Below are 17,759 nucleotides of genomic sequence, written 5' to 3' on the forward strand. Positions count from 1 at the left end.
TTAGAACTCCTCTAAACTTCTGATGTATCTTGATTTTCTGCAATCTATCGATTTGAGCGTATTGATCAAGAAATAACGTGGCGTCTTATGCCGTCCCCAAATTTCGAATTCTTTGAGGTACATCACGAAAGATTTCGACAAGTTGCAAATAAACCGGTCTTTTGAACGGGACAATCAGATCGGGCAAAGTTCCGAAATCGGTCCAGCGCCATGCATCAAATTCAGGATGGGGAACATCAATTTTGATATGTTTTTCCTTGCCCGTAAAGTGCATGGCAAACCATTTCTGTTTCTGGCCGCGATACTTGCCGCCAAATGCCTTGCCAATCAGGTGATCGGGTAAATCATAGGTCAGCCAGTCGGGCGTTTCGGCAACGATTTCCGCCTTGTCGGTGCCGATTTCTTCGGACAATTCGCGAAGCGCTGCCTGTTCGGCGGTTTCGCCATCATCTATCCCGCCCTGTGGCAATTGCCATGCGCCTTCAAACCCGATCCGGTTGCCGATCCAGACCTGTCCCTCATCGTTAAAAAGTGCGATCCCGACACAGGGGCGATAAGGCAGGTCTTCTGCGGTCAGCGTTGATTTGTCCGTGCTGCCGGTTTTTATCTTCTGATCCCCGGCCTTCTGATCATCGTCGGCTTTGGCTGCCTTCTTTGATTTGCCGCCCGATTTCTTCGCCATCAATACCCCCTGACAAACCGCATACGGTGGCGGTGTCATCAATTTTCGATTGTTTCACTTTCGCCGTCACCAGTATCGGACGGGGCGGCATCCTTTTGGGCGCGTTCTTCGGCCAATGCGGCGTCACGCCGGGCGGCTTCCGCCTCGTCCGCAGACTGCGGTGTGACCTGCAATTTTGCAAGCGCCGAAACCGGTGCAAGCTGAACGCCCTGGCGGGCAAGTCGTGACGACCAGTTCCGAAGGCGCTGTATGGTCACCGGATAGGATTGCGCAATTCCGACGGCAACGCCGTTGCTTTTTGCCAGTTCGACCAGATCGTTAAGCCGGGCGTCGATTTGTCGGCGACTTGGAATTTCGTCGATCATGATGTTGCCAACGGCATTCGGACTATCGGCATTCGATGCCAATTGCGCGCCAAGGCTCACGGACCCGGAATTGGTACCTTCAACATACATAAGACCGGTCCGGTCGACGAATTCGATCACTGGACGGATGGCGCTATCGAGGCTTCCGAATTTCGACCCAAGATAACTGACGACGCCCGCATAGCCCGGGAACCGTGCGAGCAACCATTCAAGTCGCACAAGGTTTTCCCCTTCCGGCAGGCTGGTCAAAAGCGCGCGCGGACCGGGATCAGATAGCGGGAAGTCGATCGGCTCCATCGGCAACTGCAAGAATATCTCGTGGCCCATGGCGCGCGCATCGGCGGCGACCTGTTGCAGATTGTTGGCATAGGGCGAAAGCGCCAGCGAAATATTCAGCGGCAAATCTTCGATTGCCGCCTTCGTTCTGGTGCTGTTCAGGCCTATACCGGTCACGATGATCGCGACATAGGGCTGGCCTTCAACCCGTTCGAAGGGCCGTTTATAGGCATCAAACGGCGTCGTGCCATCATCGGCAATCCGCGGAATACGACCGAAACTGCCTTCTTCATCCAGACCAGGAAGCGGAGCCGGGCGCAGGGGATCGGGTTCTATCGGCTGATCAAGTGCGCCTTCTTCGGCAAGGGCGGCGAGTTCTTCCGGGGTTGGTGTTGTCGTGCCATCCACTGCGCCCTCCTGACCGGGGGTGCCAACCAGATCTGAAACGCCTTCAAGCTGTCTGGCGATGTCTTCGGCACTTTGCGGATTGTTGGGATCACTAGCGGCTTTGGCCAGTGCTTCCTGCTCGGCGCGCGTGCGTTCTTCGACGTCGCGTACGCCTTTGGCGATTTCTTCCTGAAGCTCGCGCTCGGTCCCGGGAACGGCGACGATGGTTTTGGGTGATCCAAGATGAAACAGCCGCCAGCCGGTTTCAGGATCAAGGATCGGGATAAGTCCGACACCCGCCGCGGCAATCGGGCTTAAAAACAGCGCAATTATCAGGAGTTTTGACAGCCACCAGCGCCGTGATGGCGGATGCTTGGGCAGACGTTCCCATTGAACCTCGATCGGCAGCTCGTTAAAGGGAAGATCCTCGTCCGACAGAGCGTCTGAAACATCATCTGTTTCAGGATTGCCCATGTCATCAAGAGGATCCCGTTCCTTCTTTCGGCCAAACCGTAAGGATTTTATGAGTTTCCTGATCACGAAAGGTCAGTCTCTTTCGGTCTGCGGATCGCACCTCACCCTTGCGGGCGGGGTGCGAACAGGGCGATGCCCCGGATCATATCAAGTGCACGGGACAGCTGATAATCTTCCAGCGCTATTTCCTCGGCAGCATTGCGGCGATCATTGGCATCGCTTTCGGCGTTGCTGATGGTTTCATCCTCGTTGCGCAATGCACCATTCAGATCGGCTTCGGATCGGCGCTGGGCGGCTTCGATGCTTTCGACACGGGCCTGCGGGACGATGATGTCAGGCACGATGCCGACTTCCTGGATCGATTTGCCCGACGGCGTGTAATAGCGTGCCGTGGTCAGACGCAGTGCCACATTGCCGGGCATCGGAAGGATTGTCTGAACCGATCCCTTGCCGAAACTGCGTGTTCCCATGATGACCGCGCGGCGGTGATCCTGAAGGGCACCGGCAACGATTTCGGATGCGGATGCCGAACCGTCATTGATCAGAACGATCATGGGAAGTCCGTCGGCAAGATCGCCCGGACGGGCATTGTAACGTTCGGTATTTTCGGTATCGCGCGGGCGGGTTGATACGATTTCACCCTTATCAAGGAATGCGTCCGAAACCGAAATCGCCTGATCGAGCAACCCACCAGGATTGTTGCGCATGTCAATCACAAGGCCCTTGATTTCCGGGCCGATCTGATCGCGCAACTCGGTGATCGCACGTTGCAGGCCGCTAAAGGTCTGCTCGTTGAATTTGGTGATACGGATATATCCGACATCATCCTTTGCTTCGGATCTAACCGACTGGATCTTGATCACGGCCCGGGTCAGGGTGACATCAAACGGTGCGGTTTCACCCTTGCGCATGATGGTCAGGATAATGTCCGTATTGACCTTGCCGCGCATCATTTCAACCGCTTCGTTCAGGCCAAGACCACGGATCGGTTTGCCGTCGATATGGGTGATGAAGTCACCAGGTTGCAAACCGGCCTTTTCGGCGGGCGTGTCATAAATCGGGGAAATGACTTTGACAAAGCCTTCTTCCATCGTGACTTCGATACCAAGCCCGCCGAACTCGCCGCGGGTATCGACCTGCATTTCCTCGAAATTATCCATATTCAGATAGGAGGAATGCGGATCAAGCGATGTCAGCATGCCGTTGATGGCCGCTTCGATCAGCTGCTTGTCATCTACTTCTTCGACATATTTCGATTTCACCTGTTCAAACACATCGCCAAACAGGTTCAGCAGCCGATAGGTTTCGGCTGATGTTGTTGGTGAAGATTGCGCCAGCGCGGGCGAAGCAAGGCCCAAAGTCATGCCGGTAGCGAGTGCGAATACTGCCAATCGAGAGGTTTTCATCCACTTACCTTGCCGTTTTTCGAGGCCAGCCAGGGAAGCGGATTGATCGCTTCACCGTCATGGCGCATCTCCAGATAGAGTTTAGGCGATAATTCACCCATTATTCCAACAGGTTCACCCGCCAACAGATATTGTCCTACCACACTGTCGAGCCGATCAAAACCAGCGATAAGGCTATGGTATCCTTCGCCGTGTTCGATAATCAAGAGGCGGCCATAGCCACGGAAGGGCCCGGCGAATACAACTTTGCCGTCAAAGGGCGATACGACCTGCGCGTTTGGGCGTGTGTCGATCTCGATCCCTTTGGAATGTGTAACCGCCAGTCCGTCCGGTCCGCGGGACCGTTCACCAAACAATGTAACGACCTTGCCGCTTGCGGGCATACGCAATTGTCCGTGTGCCAGCGTGATCGAACTGCCGACAGAAAGCTCTTCATCATTTGCCGATGGTGCCTTGCTGGCAGGGGCTGTTTTTTCCGCAGGGGTGGCGGGCGGCTCGTTTCTGGCAATTGTCGATGGGGCCGGGGCCGGTTCGGGTTCCGTGCGCTTGGCGATCTGGCGTTCCGGTTTCATGCGGGGTTCGGGAACGCCTTCCGCCCGCTTTTTCAGGCTTTCCAGAAGATCGCCCAATGATTTTGCCTCGGTCGCCAGTTCATTGACGGCGCGCGATGCCATTTTGGCCTCGGCCTCGGTTTCCGAACGCAGTTTGCGCTTTTCGTTAAGCAGGGCGGCCAGTGACTGGCGCTCTGCCTGTAATTCTTTGGTGGCGGCTGCCATTTCGCTGCGGCGCGTGCGGATGTCTTCGCGAAGGGTGCCAATTTCTTCAAGCTCGGCGCGCAAATCGCGCGCATGCTGTTCAACACCGGGCAGGGCGGCCTTTAACAGGATGGCTGACCGCAATGTATCCTGCGGGCTGGTAGGAAGGGCGATCACAGCTTCGGGCGGGGTGGTCGACAAACGCTGCAATGCCATCAGGATGCGGGCATATTGCCCGGCTTTGTCTTCAAGGCTGGTGGCGGCCCGCTTTTCGCGCACTTCAAGTTCGGCAAGCTGATCTTCAAGATCGGTCAGGGTTGTTTCAAGGCGCTGGGCGCGTCTGGCGACCGAAATGGCTTCGGATTGAAGCGCCTGTTCCTCGGTCCAGAGTTCGCGCGATTTACGCGCCAGGAATTCTTCCTGCTTTTGCTGCTCTGACAGCTGGCTTTCAAGTTTATCAAGCTGACTGTCGACCTTGCGTAGCGACTGGGCAAAAGACGGCGCTGCCCCGCCCGCGATCATGGCTGCAATCACAGCCAGCGCAGGCAGGGCGGTCTTGGAACGCAGATCAGTTCGCAAGAAGCGCATCATTCCCTTTCAAACCCTTGATCAACGGTTTGCCGGTCATTTCCGCCGGTTGCGGTAGCCCGAGAAGCTGCAACAAAGTCGGTGCCACGTCGGCCAGGCGACCATTTTCCAGTGTCGCGCCTTCGGGTCCATTCACCAGAATGGTCGGCACCAGATTAAGCGTATGCGCGGTGTGCGGCTCGCCGGTTTCCGGATCCACCATCATCTCACAGTTCCCGTGATCGGCGGTAACGAACATCACGCCGCCCACCGATTTAACCGCATCAACAACCTGCCCAAGGCAGGTATCGACGGCTTCGGCGGCCTTCATCGCGGCGGACAAAATGCCGCTATGGCCGACCATGTCGGGGTTGGCAAAGTTCAGAATGATCGCGTCATAGGTTTCAGCCCTGATCGCCGCCACCAGCTTTTCGGTCACTTCCGGGGCCGACATTTCCGGCTGCAAATCATAGGTCGCGACCTTGGGCGATGGCACCAGAATACGGTCTTCGCCCTCGAAAACCTGTTCTTCGCCGCCGTTAAAGAAGAAGGACACATGCGGATATTTTTCGGTTTCCGCGATGCGCAACTGCTTCATGCCAGCCCTGGAAACGACTTCACCAAAGATATTTGGCAACACCTGCGGCGGATAGATCGCATCCATATATTTTGCATGGTCGGATGAATATTCAACCATACCGGCCTGCACGGCAAATCTGATCGGGGTGCCACGGTTAAACCCGTCAAAGTCCGGTGCGCAGATCGCGGCCAGAATTTCACGCGCGCGGTCGGCCCGGAAATTGGTCATCAAAATCCCGTCGCCGTCTTTCATGCCGGCATAATCGCCAATCACGGTCGGCAGAACGAATTCATCCGTGGTGTCGGCATCATAGGCTGCCCTGATTGCGCCTTCGGCACTTTCAGCGGTGCGGCCATCGGCGTAATTCTTGCCCTTTACCATCGTGAAATAGGCCTGGCTGACGCGTTCCCAGCGATTGTCGCGGTCCATCGCGTAATAGCGCCCGGTAACGGTCACGATTTCAACATTGGCATCACCAATCTGTGCGCGGAATTTTTCAAGGAATTTGGCGGCACTTTTGGGGGCGGTATCGCGGCCATCCAGATAGGCATGGATTTTTACCGGCACACCGGCCGATGCGATGATTTTGGCAAGGGCAGCCATATGGGCCTGATGGGAATGCACCCCGCCTTCGGACAGAAGCCCCGCGATATGACAGACACCCCCGCTTTCTTTCAGCTTGGCGATAACCTTTTTGACCGTATCGGTATCTGCGATCGAACCGGTTTTGACAGCCTCGTCAATTTTTGGCAGTTCCTGCATCACAACCCGGCCGGCACCAAGATTCATATGGCCGACTTCGGAATTGCCCATCTGTCCTTCGGGCAGGCCGACATCAAGACCGCAGGCTTTCAGAAAGCCGGTCGGATTGTTGGCATAAAGCGCGTCCCAAACAGGGGTATTGGCCAATGCAACCGCATTGTCCTTGCTTTCCTCGCGATAACCCCAGCCATCCAGAATGCACAGCACCACCGGACGCGGGCGCTTTACGGTATTTGATACAGTCACAATCATAATCCCACGAACTAAAGTACACGAAATAAGGTAAAAGGCTGAATTACCGGTAAAGATGGTTATTTTCCGGTAATTTTGCCATCCGTACAAAGACGCCGGGCGCGGTGGGTCCGCCATCAGACGCTGCCAATCATAGCATTTTCAACGCGCAATCTATCATGAATGCCGGTATTGAACAGCCTTCCGACCGGGTATTTTTTGTGTGCTTGCAAAGTCGCTTTTTGACAAGGATCATCACCTGCCTGTAATCTCGGGCGTTACGGTGATACCTCGAATAACCGCGATGGGAGAGCCCGCTTTGATCCCGCGATCAGATCGGCGCCGAAGGAGCAATAGCCCCGAAAACTCTCAGGCAGATGGACCGTTGCGGATTGAGGCTCTGGAGAGAGAAAGCGGTACGGGGCCAACGCCCGGCACCATATTTCCACCGAAGGATGAAGCCATGGCGTCAAAGACTTCTTTGTTTTTGGCAACAGGGCGCACAATCTCAGGTCAAGGGACAGAGGGGGCAAGACACCGGTTCTATAACGTCATGTGGCATTGATCCGCATGACAAAGAGCCGTGGGAGGCCCATTTGACCGAAGAAAATAAGCAGCGTCCGCAAGACGTTAATCTTTCCGTTGTCGATCTTTATACCATCGGCATAGGCCCATCGAGTTCGCATACGGTCGGCCCGATGCGCGCGGGCTATCGGTTCTGTCTGGAACTCGAAGCCCGGAATCTTTTGGAAAAAATCGGCTCGGTAATTGTTGATCTTTACGGATCGCTTGCCCTGACCGGCAAGGGGCACGCCACCGATACCGCGGTGATCATGGGGCTTTCGGGGGAACGACCGCGTTCGGTTGATCCCGACCGGATCGCACCGACAATGGATGCGATTGATAAAGATCACGCATTACAGCTTTACGGCGCGCATCCGGTTGCTTTCAACCGGGATACCAACCTTGTTTTCCATATGACCGAAAGCCTGCCCGAACATCCCAATGGCATGCGGATCACCGCCTTTGACCGTGACGGTGTTGTTTTGCACAAACAGGAATATTTTTCGGTTGGGGGTGGGTTTATCGTCTCGGGCGATGATCGCGGGGCGGAATATTCCGGCGATAATATCACGCTGCCTTATCCCTTTTCCTCGGCCGATGAACTGATGGCGATCTGTAAAAAGGAAAAGCTGTCGATTGCCGAAGTCATGGCCGAAAACGAAAAAAGCTGGCGTGAACCTGACGAGACCGAGGAATTTGTCGACCGCGTGCATCGCGCGATGATGGATTGTATTGAGCGTGGCTGCAAAACCGATGGCATCCTGCCCGGCGGGCTGAATGTCAAACGGCGTGCGCGCAAACTTTACCTTGAGCTGACGGAACGGCCAGAAGCGGGGCTTAAGGACCCGTTGACCGTGATCGACTGGGTCAATCTTTATGCCCTTGCGGTTAACGAAGAAAATGCTGCCGGTTCGCGCGTCGTGACCGCCCCGACCAACGGGGCGGCGGGTGTTATTCCCGCCGTGCTGCGCTATTACGAACGGTTCGGGGCCAATGTGACACAGGGGAAAATACGCGAATTCCTGTTAACGGCGGCGGCCATTGGTTCGATCTATAAAAAGCGTGCGTCGATTTCTGCCGCCGAAGTCGGTTGTCAGGGCGAGGTCGGTGTGGCCTGCTCAATGGCGGCAGGCGCGCTTTGTGCCGTCATGGGCGGTACGCCCGAACAGGTTGAAAACGCCGCCGAAATTGGCATGGAACACAACCTTGGCCTGACCTGTGATCCGATTGGCGGTCTGGTGCAGGTACCCTGCATCGAACGCAACACCATGGGGGCGGTCAAGGCGATCAATGCTGCCCGTCTGGCGATGCGCGGCGATGGTCAGCATACCGTGTCACTCGACAAGGTGATCGAAACCATGCGCCAGACCGGCATTGATATGCAAAGCAAATACAAGGAAACCAGTCAGGGCGGGCTGGCAGTCAATGTCAACGTGGTCGAATGTTGAGCTGACAGTTTGAAATACCGACCAAACACCCTCGAAGCCGCCGTTTCGGGGGTGTTTTTCATCCGGCCTGATTCTTGCCACCTTGCGCCTGCAATCTGATATCATTGAGAAATCAAAAACGGGGCAAAGACCCCGAACAGGTTGGGCAAAGCATGAAAAAGAAACTGTTCCGCATCTATATCGCGGTCAGTCTGGATGGCTATATCGCGCGCGCCAATGGCGCGGTTGACTGGCTTGATCAATTCGATCCGGTCGAGTTCGATTTCGAGGGCTTTCTGGGCACCGTGGGAACACTGATCATCGGGCGAAAAACCTTTGATCAGGTGATGGAATTTGGCGACTGGCCCTATGAAGATCGCCGCACGATTGTCCTGACATCGCGCGATTTGCCCGATAACCGCCCGGCCAATACAGAGGCCTATGGCGGTAGTCTTGTGGAACTGGCAAGCCAGCTTCGCGATGACAGGTCCGATACCGGCGATATCTGGATCGTCGGTGGGGCCAGTGTTGTGACCCAATTCCTGTTTGGCGGCCTTGTCGATCAGCTTGAAATGTTCATCATCCCCGAAATTCTCGGTGATGGCATCCGGCTGTTTGGCAGGGATGCTGTGGGCACGACACTGAAACTGGTGGCATCGGAGCACTACAAGTCCGGTGTCGTGCGCATGCAGTATGATTTGCGTTAAAGCCGGTTACTTAAGCGTTTCCAGTTTTTCGGTAATCTTTGAGGAAAGTTCGCGTAGGGCATTAACAGCACTGCTTTGCCAGTCGCTGTCGAGGACCATCTGCATCTTTTCCTGATAGCTGTCGGTGACAGTAACCGGTTCGCCCTTGTTCAGTTCGTTGCCCTTCAACGTCACTTCGGACTTGTTATGCACCGTGACCTGCCAGAAACCGGGTTCGAACCATGACCAGAACTTGATCAGGTCGGCATCGACGGAGTCGGCGCTGTCATATTCGGCGTCCCCCGGTTCAAGAACACGGTATCCGGCCTGTTTGAAGCCGTTGGAGATTGCCTTGTTGACAGCATCGGCAACGGTTTTGCCTTCGGGTAGCAAAACATCCCCCAGTGCCATTCCATAGGTGTTGCGTTTGCGGGCATAGGCACGCGATGTAAAGGTGACATCATCAATCTCGTCATTCGACAGCGACGGGATATCCGGTGTTGACGGATCAATCTCGAATTGGCGTTTGTCTTCGACCGAAACGATTTTAACGGCCGGCCCAGTCGCCGGGTTCTCAATTTTGGCCGGTTCCTGAATTTCGACAACGCTACGCGAAGCTGCGCACGCGCCGGTCAGCATTGCCAAACCGATAGCGGCGGCAATCTTTAAGTATCTGTTTTGCATCGTTAATTCCCCTACTCAAACAGATAGAGAAATACCCATGGACAAATTTTGAAACAACTTATCCAAGAGTGGGGGAACCAATGCTTTTGGTGACTTTGAGGATTATTCCCGGTGATAGGGATGGTTGGTCTGGATGGCGTGGGCGCGGAAAAGCTGTTCGGCAATCAGGGCGCGGACCAGCATATGGGGCCATGTCGCCTTGCCAAGTGACCAAAGCGTATTGGCGCGTGTTTTGATGGCGTCCCCATGCCCGTCGGCCCCGCCAATGGCAAAGGCGATATTTCCGGCATATTGATCGATCCAGCCTTCAAGCTTTGCGGCAAAATCGATGGAGCCATATTCGCGGCCATGCTCGTCAAGTGCGATCAAAAAGGCATTTTCGGGGATGACGCCCAGTAAAAGCTCCGCCTCGCGGTCTTTGAGCTGATTGGGGGGCAGCTTTTTCTTCTCTTCGACTTCCCGCACGGCAAAGGGCCAGCGCAGGCGGGCTGCGTAATGGTCAAAAAGATCTTTCTCGGGGCCGTTCTTCATCCGGCCCACTGCCGCAAGGGTAATTTGCATCTTTCCGATCTGGCTCCGGCCCGCAAGGGGACCACCGATGGCCAATCCTCGCGGTGGTCAGGGCAAACCGGGGCGGACTGTATTAATACAGTCGCGCCGCCTGCTGTTTAAGCGCCGGATTTTCAACGCCCCACATCTGTTCTATGTTGTAGAAAGCGCGAACTTCCGGGCGGAACAGATGGACGATGACATCGCCGGCATCAACCAGAACCCAGTCGCCCTGTTCCTTGCCTTCGGCCTGGGCACGGCCCTGACCTGCTTCTTTCAGCTTTTCGACAATATGCTCTGCCATCGACGCCACCCGTCTGGAGGATGACCCGGTTGCAATGATCATATGATCGGCAAGGGAGGTTTTATCGATCAGATTAATGGTGACAAGGTCTTCGGCCTTGTCGTCTTCTAGCGTGCTCTGGATAAGGGCAAGAAGCTCGCCCGGGGTCAGAGTCTTTTTTGCGGTACCTATGGTCGCCACCTCAATTTACGCAAGAGAGCCCGATCCGTTTCGGATCCGGGGAACTCCCGCCGGTCAAACCTGCCATCTGCCTTCGGCGCGGATTGCGGTCGAAGAAGCCGGATGGCGCTTTATTGGCAGGTAAACCCAGGCCGGAACATCGAGATCGGCCAGCAAACCCGCCCTGTCCGATGGGATGCGCCAGCGTTCCATACGCTTGGCTGCCGTCCCGGACAATGCCTTGTTAGAATACCCCTCGCGGTCAAGAACCGCAATGGGAGCGCGCAAAATCAACCTGTCCCACCATTTCCATTTATGAAACTGGGCCAGATTGTCCGCCCCCATCAGCCATACGAACCGCGTTCGGGTAAAACGACGCTGCAAGGCTGCGAGAGTGTCGGCCGTATAACGGGTTCCCAGTTCGGATTCAATTGCAGAAACAACAATGCGGGGATGCTTTGCCATCATCAGCGCCGAATCGAACCGGTCGGCAAGGTCGGCCATACCCTGGGCGGGCTTGAGCGGGTTTTGCGGCGACACCAGCCACCAGACTGCATCAAGTTGCAGGGTTTTCAAGGCTTCCAGCGATATATGCAGATGCCCTTCATGCGCCGGGTTAAACGACCCGCCCAGCAATCCGACGCGGGGCGGGGCACTATGACTTCTGGGCGTCGAAAAACTCATGGGCGGGTCTGGCCGGTGCCGCGCACGATGTATTTATAGCTGGTCAGCTGTTCGACTCCGACCGGGCCGCGTGCATGCAGCTTGCCCGTCGAAATGCCAATCTCGGCCCCCATGCCAAATTCGCCGCCATCGGCGAACTGTGTCGATGCATTGACGATCACGATGCCGGAATCAACACCATTGAGGAACGTCGCGGTCGCATCGGTATCCTCGGCCAAAATGGCGTCGGTATGATGCGATCCATATGTGTTGATATGGTTGACCGCTTCTTCGACGCCATTGATGACCTTGATCGACACAATGGCATCAAGATATTCGGTGATCCAATCATCGTCCGTGGCAGGCAGGATGCGGGTGTCTGCCTTTTGCGCGCTGGCATCGCCACGCATTTCACATCCCTTGTCGGCAAGGGCCGCGGCAATTTTCGGCAACAGATCATCGGCAACCACCTGATCAATCAGGATGGTTTCGGTCGCACCGCAAATGCCGGTCCGGCGCATCTTGGCATTCACCACGATATCGACGACTTTGGTCACATCCGCACTGGTATGGACATAGGTATGGCAAAGCCCTTCCAGATGCTTGAACAGGGGAATCCGGCTTTCATCGGTAATGCGCGATATCAGCGACTTGCCGCCGCGCGGGACGATGACGTCGATGTAATCGGACAGTTTCAGCATCTCGCCAACGGCGGCGCGATCCGTCACCGGGATCATCTGAAGCGCATGTTCGGGCAAACCGGCATCGAGAATACCGGCAAGCATGCAGTCAAAAATCGCGCGGGATGAATGGAAGCTTTCCGAACCACCGCGCAGGATGGCGGCATTGCCCGATTTGACGCACATGGCACCGGCATCGGCCGTCACATTCGGGCGGCTTTCATAAATGATACCGATCACGCCAAGCGGCACAGACACGCGCGTGATATCAAGACCGTTGCGCTCTGGGCTCCAGCGGGCAAGTTCGCGACCAACCGGATCGGGAAGGTCGGCAACTGCCTCGACCCCGGCGGCCATGCCTTCGATACGGGCGGGATCAAGTGCAAGACGATCCAGTAGTGCCGGCGTCAGGCCCTTTGCACGGCCTGCTTCCATGTCGCGTGCATTGGCGGCCAGTATGATATCGGCATTTTCGCGCAATTTGCGTGCGGCTGCTTTAAGGGCGTTGGTTTTTGGTTCGGATGGGACCTGCGCCAGTTTCAGCGAAGCTTCACGGGCATTGATGCCCATGTCGTGCATCAGTGCTGCGATGTCCTGGGTTTCGATGCTGGCAAGTGCCGTCATGGTCCTGGTTCCGTTCCTTGAAGATGTCCCGCAGGCCGGAATTCCCGGGGCGGGCTTATCGCAATTTTATCGACAATTTGACAAAATATCCCTCTGACCGCGTAACTGCAATCATCTAGGAACGATAAATCAATGTTTTGCGAACTATTCCGTAGACGGCAAGACATGCTTTCTTGTCCGACTTGCTTGCCAAATCATTGATTACGGGCCATCTGTTGTTTTGGGAAAGCGGGACGTCAATCGGAAAGCCGGGGCTGTGTCGGACATGTCACATGGTACCCACCAGGGGATAAAAACTTGAAAAATATGGGTGATAGCCAGCCAACAGCCCGCGCTGAATTTGGTGTTGTTAAAACTTTTCTGCCGTATCTTTGGCCGCGTGGCGAGTTCGAGCTCAAGGTTCGTGTGGTTATCGCCCTGCTGTTTCTGGTCGGGGCAAAGGTCGCCAACGTTTATGTCCCGGTTTTGTATAAATACGCGGTCGATGCGCTTGACGGCGGTGGCAAGGCCGGTGCTTCGTCCGGTGGTGCCGATGCGACATCCCTGATTGTTGTGCCGGTGGGGATGATTGTCGCCTATGGGCTGGTGCGGGTTTTATCCTCGGCCTTCGGGGAATTGCGCGATGCCGTCTTTGCCAAGGTCGCGCAACGTGCCATCCGGACATCCGCCCTTGGCGTTTTTGAACATTTGCATGCCCTGTCGCTGCGCTTTCATCTGGATCGTCAGATGGGCGGGCTTTCGCGCGCGATTGAACGCGGGGTCAAGGGGATTGAATTCCTTTTGTCCTTCATGCTGTTCAACATTCTGCCGACCCTGCTTGAAATCTTCATGGTGTCGGGCATTCTGTGGGTGCTTTATGATTTCTGGTTCGCGCTGATCACGTTTGTCACCATCGTGATCTATATCGCGTTCACCCTGATCGTGACCGAATGGCGCATGAAGTTCCGCCGCGAAATGAACCAGCGCGATGACGAAGCCAACACCAAGGCCATCGACAGTCTGATCAATTATGAAACGGTCAAGTATTTCAATAACGAGGATCACGAATCCCGGCGTTACGACAATGCCTTGCGCGGTTACGAAACGGCGGCGGTGAAGTCACAGGAATCCCTGTCCAAGCTCAATATCGGGCAGGGTGCCATCATTGCGGTTGGTCTGGTTCTGAACATGCTTCTGGCGGCCAAGGGCGTTCAGGATGGCAACATGACCATTGGCGACTTTGTGCTGGTGAATACCTATTTGTTGCAGCTTTACATGCCGCTGAACTTCCTTGGTTTTGTCTATCGGCAGATCAAACAGTCGCTGACCGACATGGAACGCATGTTTTCGTTACTCGACGTCGAAAAGGAAGTCGAAGACAAGGACGGGGCACCTGCGTTGGTTTGTGCGGATGCGGCAATCCGGTTCGAGGATGTCAAATTCGCCTATAACCCGGATCGTCAGATTCTGAAGGGTGTCAGTTTCGAAGTTCCGGCGGGCAAAACCGTTGCTGTTGTCGGGCCAAGCGGGGCGGGCAAATCGACCCTGACCCGCCTGATGTTCCGTTTCTATGACGTCTCGAGCGGTCGGATCACGATTGACGGGCAGGATATCCGCGATGTGTCGCAGACATCCCTGCGCCGTTCGATCGGTATCGTGCCGCAGGATACGGTCCTGTTTAACGATACGATTGCCTATAACATCGCTTATGGTCGCCCCGGCGCGGAAGAGGCGGAAATCACCAATGCCGCCAAACTCGCCAGCATCGATGGCTTCATCGCCGCCCTGCCACAGGGCTTTAAAACCATGGTCGGCGAACGCGGGCTTAAACTTTCCGGCGGCGAAAAACAGCGTGTGTCGATTGCGCGCATGTTGCTCAAACGCCCGAAAGTCATGATCTTTGACGAGGCAACATCGGCCCTTGATACCCGTACCGAAAAGGATATCCAGCAGGCGCTTCGCGATGTGTCACGCGGGCATACGACGCTTGTGATCGCGCACCGGCTTTCGACCGTGATTGATGCCGATGAAATCATCGTGCTGCGCGACGGGCAGGTCGCCGAACGCGGCCGCCATCAGGACCTTCTGGCACAGGACGGGCTTTATGCCGAAATGTGGGCCCAGCAGCAGGAAATCCGCGAGGCTGAAGAAATCCTTGCCCATGCCGGGGATGTCAAGGCATAGGTCCAAAAACCTGCGTGGTGTCAAGCAGCCAAAGGGCGGTTGATATGGTGATGAAGGATAGAGACGTCGCGATCATAAGCGATGCGGCACAGAGTCCTTCATGGCCATAACGTTGTCCAAAGACCGCATAGATGCTCAGCATCGGCGAACAGGCAAAACTGACCGCGGCAATTTGCAGGACCGGCTCCATCGGCGGCATCAGCCAGACAAGGGAAAATACGATCAGCGGATGCAGGATCAGTTTGCCAGTAACGATCCGCGCCATATCAACGCGCATACCCCGGATTTTAAGCCCGACAAGACCCGCTCCAATCACAAACAGCGCCACCGGTCCCGATGACATTGCCAGCATGTCGATGGCTTTCAGTGCCGGGGCGGGCAATTCAATCCCGGTCAGCGAAAGACAAAGGCCTGCAAAAATCGCGATGATGATAGGTGTTTTGCACAGGTTTTTTAGTGCCTTGCCAAAAACCTGAAGCCGTCCCTGTCCGTTATTGTTCGCACTGTCGCCCAGCACAAGAACCAGCGGCATCATCACCAGCGTTTCGATCATCATGCACAGTGTTAATGCTATCGCTGCCGGTGGCCCCAGCACCTGAAGTGCGATCGGATAGCCGATAAATCCGCTATTGGAGAATGACATGCCCAAACCCTGCAGGGTCGCATTGGCAAAGGATTTCCGGGCGATAAAGCGCGTATAGGCAATCCCGATTGTCAGAATGATTAACGAGCCGCCGCCATAGGCAATCAGAAATTCGCCATGAATGATGTCGGCAATCGGCCGCCCTGAAAGCGTTTTGACCAGAAGGGCCGGTAGGGCAAAATTCATCACAAACGCCCCCATGCCGCGCGCTACATCCTGCGCGATGATATTTTGCCTGACCGCGACATAACCCAGTGCGATAATCAGGAAGATGGGGCTGGTGATCGCCAGAATATCAAGCATATTGGGGCATATTCCGAAACCGGCGCGGATGATCTGATCGACAGACCGCGGTTGTGCCAAAAATATTTGATTTTATTACATATCCCGTGCAATGCCGGGCGGGTCAAGAAATGGAATGGATTTATCAATGAACCAGACCGGAATGGATTGGCCCGAAAGCCTGATGCCCAATGCCTTTCGCGGTCTTGATTTGTTGCGATCCGTTTCCGTGCGTGGTCAAAAGGCGGCCGGTCTGATTTCAGGACATGGTGTCTGGGATGGGCTTGCCGGGTTTGATCCGATTGTCGCCGGAACTTTTCCGATCAATCTTGATATTGATGGATCGGATATCGACATCCTTTGCCATTGCACGGATTTTGATGGTTTCGAAGCCCACGTACAGGCTGTCTTTGGTCATCATGATGATTTTGGATTGCATCGCCGCCCGGCAACGCAACATGTCGCGCAGGCCATTGTCGTGCGGTTTGTTCTGGATGATTTGCCGGTCGAAATTTTTGCCACCGGCACGCCATCGCAATGCCAGTTCGGCTTCCGCCATATGCTGGTCGAGGCACGGTTGATATATCTTCTGGGGTCGCAGCTTTCCGAAGAAATCCGGAAAATGAAACGGGCCGGTTTCAAAACCGAACCTGCCTTCGCCATCATTCTTGAACTGGGCGCCGATCCCTATCTCGTGCTGGACGAAATGTATGATCTGGGGCCGCTTGCATTAAAAAGCAGGGTGGGGCGGTTCATCCTTTAAGGTCGTCAAGGCTGCCATGGCTGTCCAGCGCGTGATAGCGGACCGTATCGCGCCCGCTTTCCTTGGCTTCATAAAGGGCCTCGTCGGCAATCCGCAGTACATCGAGCGGTTCATAAAGATCGGTCGTTTCACTGGAAATCCAGGTCGCCCCGACGCTGACCGTGATCGAAACCGCATTGCCGTCCATATCGCTGACCCGGCATTGATCACGCACCGCATTGCACAACTTGTAACCAAGATACATCGTCTGTTCGAGGCGAATGCCTGGCAGGACACAAACGAATTCCTCTCCCCCGAAACGTCCGACGATGTCATGATCGCGAAGGCAAGATGACATGATGGCGGCAATGTCCTGTAATACCTTGTCGCCGATCAGATGGCCATGTGTATCATTGACCTGCTTGAAATGGTCGATATCAAGCATGAATACCCCGGCCGAGCCACCTTTGATCCGGGAACTCGTCATTTCGCGCGCCAGCAATTCTTCAAGTCCGCGCCGGTTCCAGACCCCGGTCAGGCTGTCGATCATCATGTCGCGATGTGCTGCATCCAGATCGGCCAGAAGCTGTCTCTGGCTGCGTTCGCTATAGCGAAGGGCAAGAACCGTTTCGACCCAATGGGCAAGGTCCTTGAGCGTTTCGATCTCGCTTTCGGAAAAATTGCGGGTTTTTGAATCAATAATGCACAGCGTGCCAAGCTTGTAGCCTTCGCGATTGGAAAGCGGCACACCGGCATAGGACCGGATATGGGGTGCCCCCACCACTAGCGGATTGTCGCTGAAACGTTCGTCATCGATGGCATTGCCAACAACAAGCGGCGCGTCATGCATGATCGCATGCCCGCAAAACGAAATGTCACGCGGCGTTTCGGGAACGCCCAGATTGATCCGGGATTTGAAAAACTGCCGGTCGCCATCAATCAGGGAAATGGCGACGATTTCGGTGTTGAAAATGCGTTCGGCAAGGCGCGTAATCCGGTCAAGTTCAGGGTCGCGCGGTGTTGACAGAATACCCATGCTTTCAAGCGATTTCTGCCGCTCGTTCTCGTTATCCGGCGTGGGCGCGATTTTCAAGACGGTTCTCC

16 protein-coding genes and 2 riboswitches are annotated in these 17,759 nt (G+C 55.3%); of the genes, 4 read left to right on the forward strand and 12 right to left on the reverse strand.

Features of this window, described 5'->3' with window-relative positions; genetic code table 11:
- Positions 1-85: 85 nt before the first annotated feature.
- From P8T57_RS11280 to gpmI, 5 genes are all read right to left on the reverse strand, one after another.
- Complete coding sequence (locus tag P8T57_RS11280; RefSeq protein WP_083379426.1) at positions 86-682, reverse strand: RNA pyrophosphohydrolase; 597 nt, start codon at positions 680-682, stop codon at positions 86-88.
- A 38-nt stretch (positions 683-720) separates the two neighbouring features.
- Positions 721-2,184 carry a divergent polysaccharide deacetylase family protein gene (locus P8T57_RS11285; RefSeq protein WP_341363139.1) on the reverse strand — a complete coding sequence of 488 codons (1,464 nt, stop codon included), beginning with the start codon at positions 2,182-2,184 and terminating at the stop codon, positions 721-723.
- Between the two features lie 101 nt (positions 2,185-2,285).
- The gene (locus tag P8T57_RS11290; protein ID WP_110252604.1) at positions 2,286-3,548 is read right to left on the reverse strand and encodes a S41 family peptidase; all 1,263 of its coding nucleotides are present in this window, start codon (positions 3,546-3,548) and stop codon (positions 2,286-2,288) included.
- A gap of 38 nt (positions 3,549-3,586) precedes the next feature.
- A complete protein-coding gene (locus P8T57_RS11295; protein ID WP_341365373.1) occupies positions 3,587-4,933 on the reverse strand; it encodes a peptidoglycan DD-metalloendopeptidase family protein in 1,347 nt (448 codons plus the stop codon).
- Positions 4,914-6,506 (reverse strand): 2,3-bisphosphoglycerate-independent phosphoglycerate mutase, encoded by a 1,593-nt coding sequence (gene gpmI, locus P8T57_RS11300; RefSeq protein ID WP_341363140.1) that lies wholly within the window; start codon positions 6,504-6,506, stop codon positions 4,914-4,916. Before gpmI ends, P8T57_RS11295 begins: the two co-directional genes overlap by 20 nt.
- Positions 6,507-6,780: 274 nt before the next feature.
- Positions 6,781-6,880, forward strand: a riboswitch (glycine riboswitch).
- A gap of 3 nt (positions 6,881-6,883) precedes the next feature.
- Positions 6,884-7,011: riboswitch (glycine riboswitch) on the forward strand.
- Between the two features lie 70 nt (positions 7,012-7,081).
- Between gpmI and P8T57_RS11305 the strand changes: the two genes are divergently transcribed.
- Together P8T57_RS11305 and P8T57_RS11310 are read left to right on the forward strand one after the other, a co-directional pair.
- Positions 7,082-8,497 (forward strand): L-serine ammonia-lyase, encoded by a 1,416-nt coding sequence (locus P8T57_RS11305; RefSeq protein WP_341363141.1) that lies wholly within the window; start codon positions 7,082-7,084, stop codon positions 8,495-8,497.
- A gap of 152 nt (positions 8,498-8,649) precedes the next feature.
- On the forward strand, positions 8,650-9,183 hold the full coding sequence (locus P8T57_RS11310; protein ID WP_341363142.1) for a dihydrofolate reductase family protein: 534 nt from the start codon (positions 8,650-8,652) through the stop codon (positions 9,181-9,183).
- Between the two features lie 6 nt (positions 9,184-9,189).
- Here P8T57_RS11310 and P8T57_RS11315 read toward each other — a convergent pair whose 3' ends face one another.
- The 5 genes from P8T57_RS11315 to P8T57_RS11335 form a co-directional block, all read right to left on the reverse strand.
- Positions 9,190-9,846 (reverse strand): hypothetical protein, encoded by a 657-nt coding sequence (locus tag P8T57_RS11315; RefSeq protein WP_083379425.1) that lies wholly within the window; start codon positions 9,844-9,846, stop codon positions 9,190-9,192.
- Positions 9,847-9,948: 102 nt separating this feature from the next.
- Positions 9,949-10,407, reverse strand: a complete 459-nt coding sequence (rlmH, locus tag P8T57_RS11320) for a 23S rRNA (pseudouridine(1915)-N(3))-methyltransferase RlmH (RefSeq protein WP_007089094.1) — start codon at positions 10,405-10,407, stop codon at positions 9,949-9,951.
- Between the two features lie 82 nt (positions 10,408-10,489).
- Entirely contained in the window at positions 10,490-10,879 is a 390-nt protein-coding gene (gene rsfS / locus P8T57_RS11325) for a ribosome silencing factor (protein WP_007089093.1), read from the reverse strand.
- A 54-nt stretch (positions 10,880-10,933) separates the two neighbouring features.
- Positions 10,934-11,542, reverse strand: a complete 609-nt coding sequence (locus tag P8T57_RS11330) for a nicotinate-nucleotide adenylyltransferase (RefSeq protein WP_007089092.1) — start codon at positions 11,540-11,542, stop codon at positions 10,934-10,936.
- A complete protein-coding gene (locus P8T57_RS11335) occupies positions 11,539-12,825 on the reverse strand; it encodes a glutamate-5-semialdehyde dehydrogenase (RefSeq protein ID WP_341363143.1) in 1,287 nt (428 codons plus the stop codon). The genes P8T57_RS11330 and P8T57_RS11335 overlap by 4 nt, the downstream gene beginning before the upstream one ends.
- 306 nt (positions 12,826-13,131) lie before the next feature.
- Between P8T57_RS11335 and P8T57_RS11340 the strand changes: the two genes are divergently transcribed.
- A complete protein-coding gene (locus P8T57_RS11340) occupies positions 13,132-14,988 on the forward strand; it encodes an ABC transporter ATP-binding protein/permease (RefSeq protein WP_063095371.1) in 1,857 nt (618 codons plus the stop codon).
- Here P8T57_RS11340 and P8T57_RS11345 read toward each other — a convergent pair.
- Positions 14,978-15,934, reverse strand: a complete 957-nt coding sequence (locus tag P8T57_RS11345; protein WP_341363144.1) for an AEC family transporter — start codon at positions 15,932-15,934, stop codon at positions 14,978-14,980. The two genes, P8T57_RS11340 and P8T57_RS11345, sit on opposite strands and share 11 nt — an antisense overlap.
- A 127-nt stretch (positions 15,935-16,061) precedes the next feature.
- Here P8T57_RS11345 and P8T57_RS11350 point away from each other — a divergent pair, with 127 nt between their 5' ends.
- Positions 16,062-16,676, forward strand: coding sequence for a DUF4269 domain-containing protein (locus P8T57_RS11350; RefSeq protein ID WP_341363145.1), 615 nt, complete (start codon positions 16,062-16,064; stop codon positions 16,674-16,676).
- Here P8T57_RS11350 and P8T57_RS11355 read toward each other — a convergent pair.
- Positions 16,666-17,748 carry a sensor domain-containing diguanylate cyclase gene (locus tag P8T57_RS11355; RefSeq protein WP_341363146.1) on the reverse strand — a complete coding sequence of 361 codons (1,083 nt, stop codon included), beginning with the start codon at positions 17,746-17,748 and terminating at the stop codon, positions 16,666-16,668. The genes P8T57_RS11350 and P8T57_RS11355 overlap by 11 nt on opposite strands.
- Positions 17,749-17,759: the final 11 nt, after the last annotated feature.

The organism is Thalassospira sp. SN3W, from assembly GCF_038070535.1.
Taxonomy (GTDB): Bacteria; Pseudomonadota; Alphaproteobacteria; order Rhodospirillales; family Thalassospiraceae; genus Thalassospira; species Thalassospira xiamenensis.

Bases quoted from the DNA above. Each gene is read 5' to 3' on its own strand.
- P8T57_RS11280 (WP_083379426.1), bottom strand. From the start codon at position 682: ATGGCGAAGAAATCGGGCGGCAAATCAAAGAAGGCAGCCAAAGCCGAC.
- P8T57_RS11285 (WP_341363139.1), bottom strand. From the start codon at position 2,184: ATGGGCAATCCTGAAACAGATGATGTTTCAGACGCTCTGTCGGACGAG.
- P8T57_RS11290 (WP_110252604.1), bottom strand. From the start codon at position 3,548: ATGACTTTGGGCCTTGCTTCGCCCGCGCTGGCGCAATCTTCACCAACA.
- P8T57_RS11295 (WP_341365373.1), bottom strand. From the start codon at position 4,933: ATGCGCTTCTTGCGAACTGATCTGCGTTCCAAGACCGCCCTGCCTGCG.
- gpmI (WP_341363140.1), bottom strand. From the start codon at position 6,506: ATGATTGTGACTGTATCAAATACCGTAAAGCGCCCGCGTCCGGTGGTG.
- P8T57_RS11310 (WP_341363142.1), top strand. From the start codon at position 8,650: ATGAAAAAGAAACTGTTCCGCATCTATATCGCGGTCAGTCTGGATGGC.
- P8T57_RS11315 (WP_083379425.1), bottom strand. From the start codon at position 9,846: ATGCAAAACAGATACTTAAAGATTGCCGCCGCTATCGGTTTGGCAATG.
- rlmH (WP_007089094.1), bottom strand. From the start codon at position 10,407: ATGCAAATTACCCTTGCGGCAGTGGGCCGGATGAAGAACGGCCCCGAG.
- P8T57_RS11330 (WP_007089092.1), bottom strand. From the start codon at position 11,542: ATGAGTTTTTCGACGCCCAGAAGTCATAGTGCCCCGCCCCGCGTCGGA.
- P8T57_RS11335 (WP_341363143.1), bottom strand. From the start codon at position 12,825: ATGACGGCACTTGCCAGCATCGAAACCCAGGACATCGCAGCACTGATG.
- P8T57_RS11340 (WP_063095371.1), top strand. From the start codon at position 13,132: ATGGGTGATAGCCAGCCAACAGCCCGCGCTGAATTTGGTGTTGTTAAA.
- P8T57_RS11345 (WP_341363144.1), bottom strand. From the start codon at position 15,934: ATGCTTGATATTCTGGCGATCACCAGCCCCATCTTCCTGATTATCGCA.
- P8T57_RS11350 (WP_341363145.1), top strand. From the start codon at position 16,062: ATGAACCAGACCGGAATGGATTGGCCCGAAAGCCTGATGCCCAATGCC.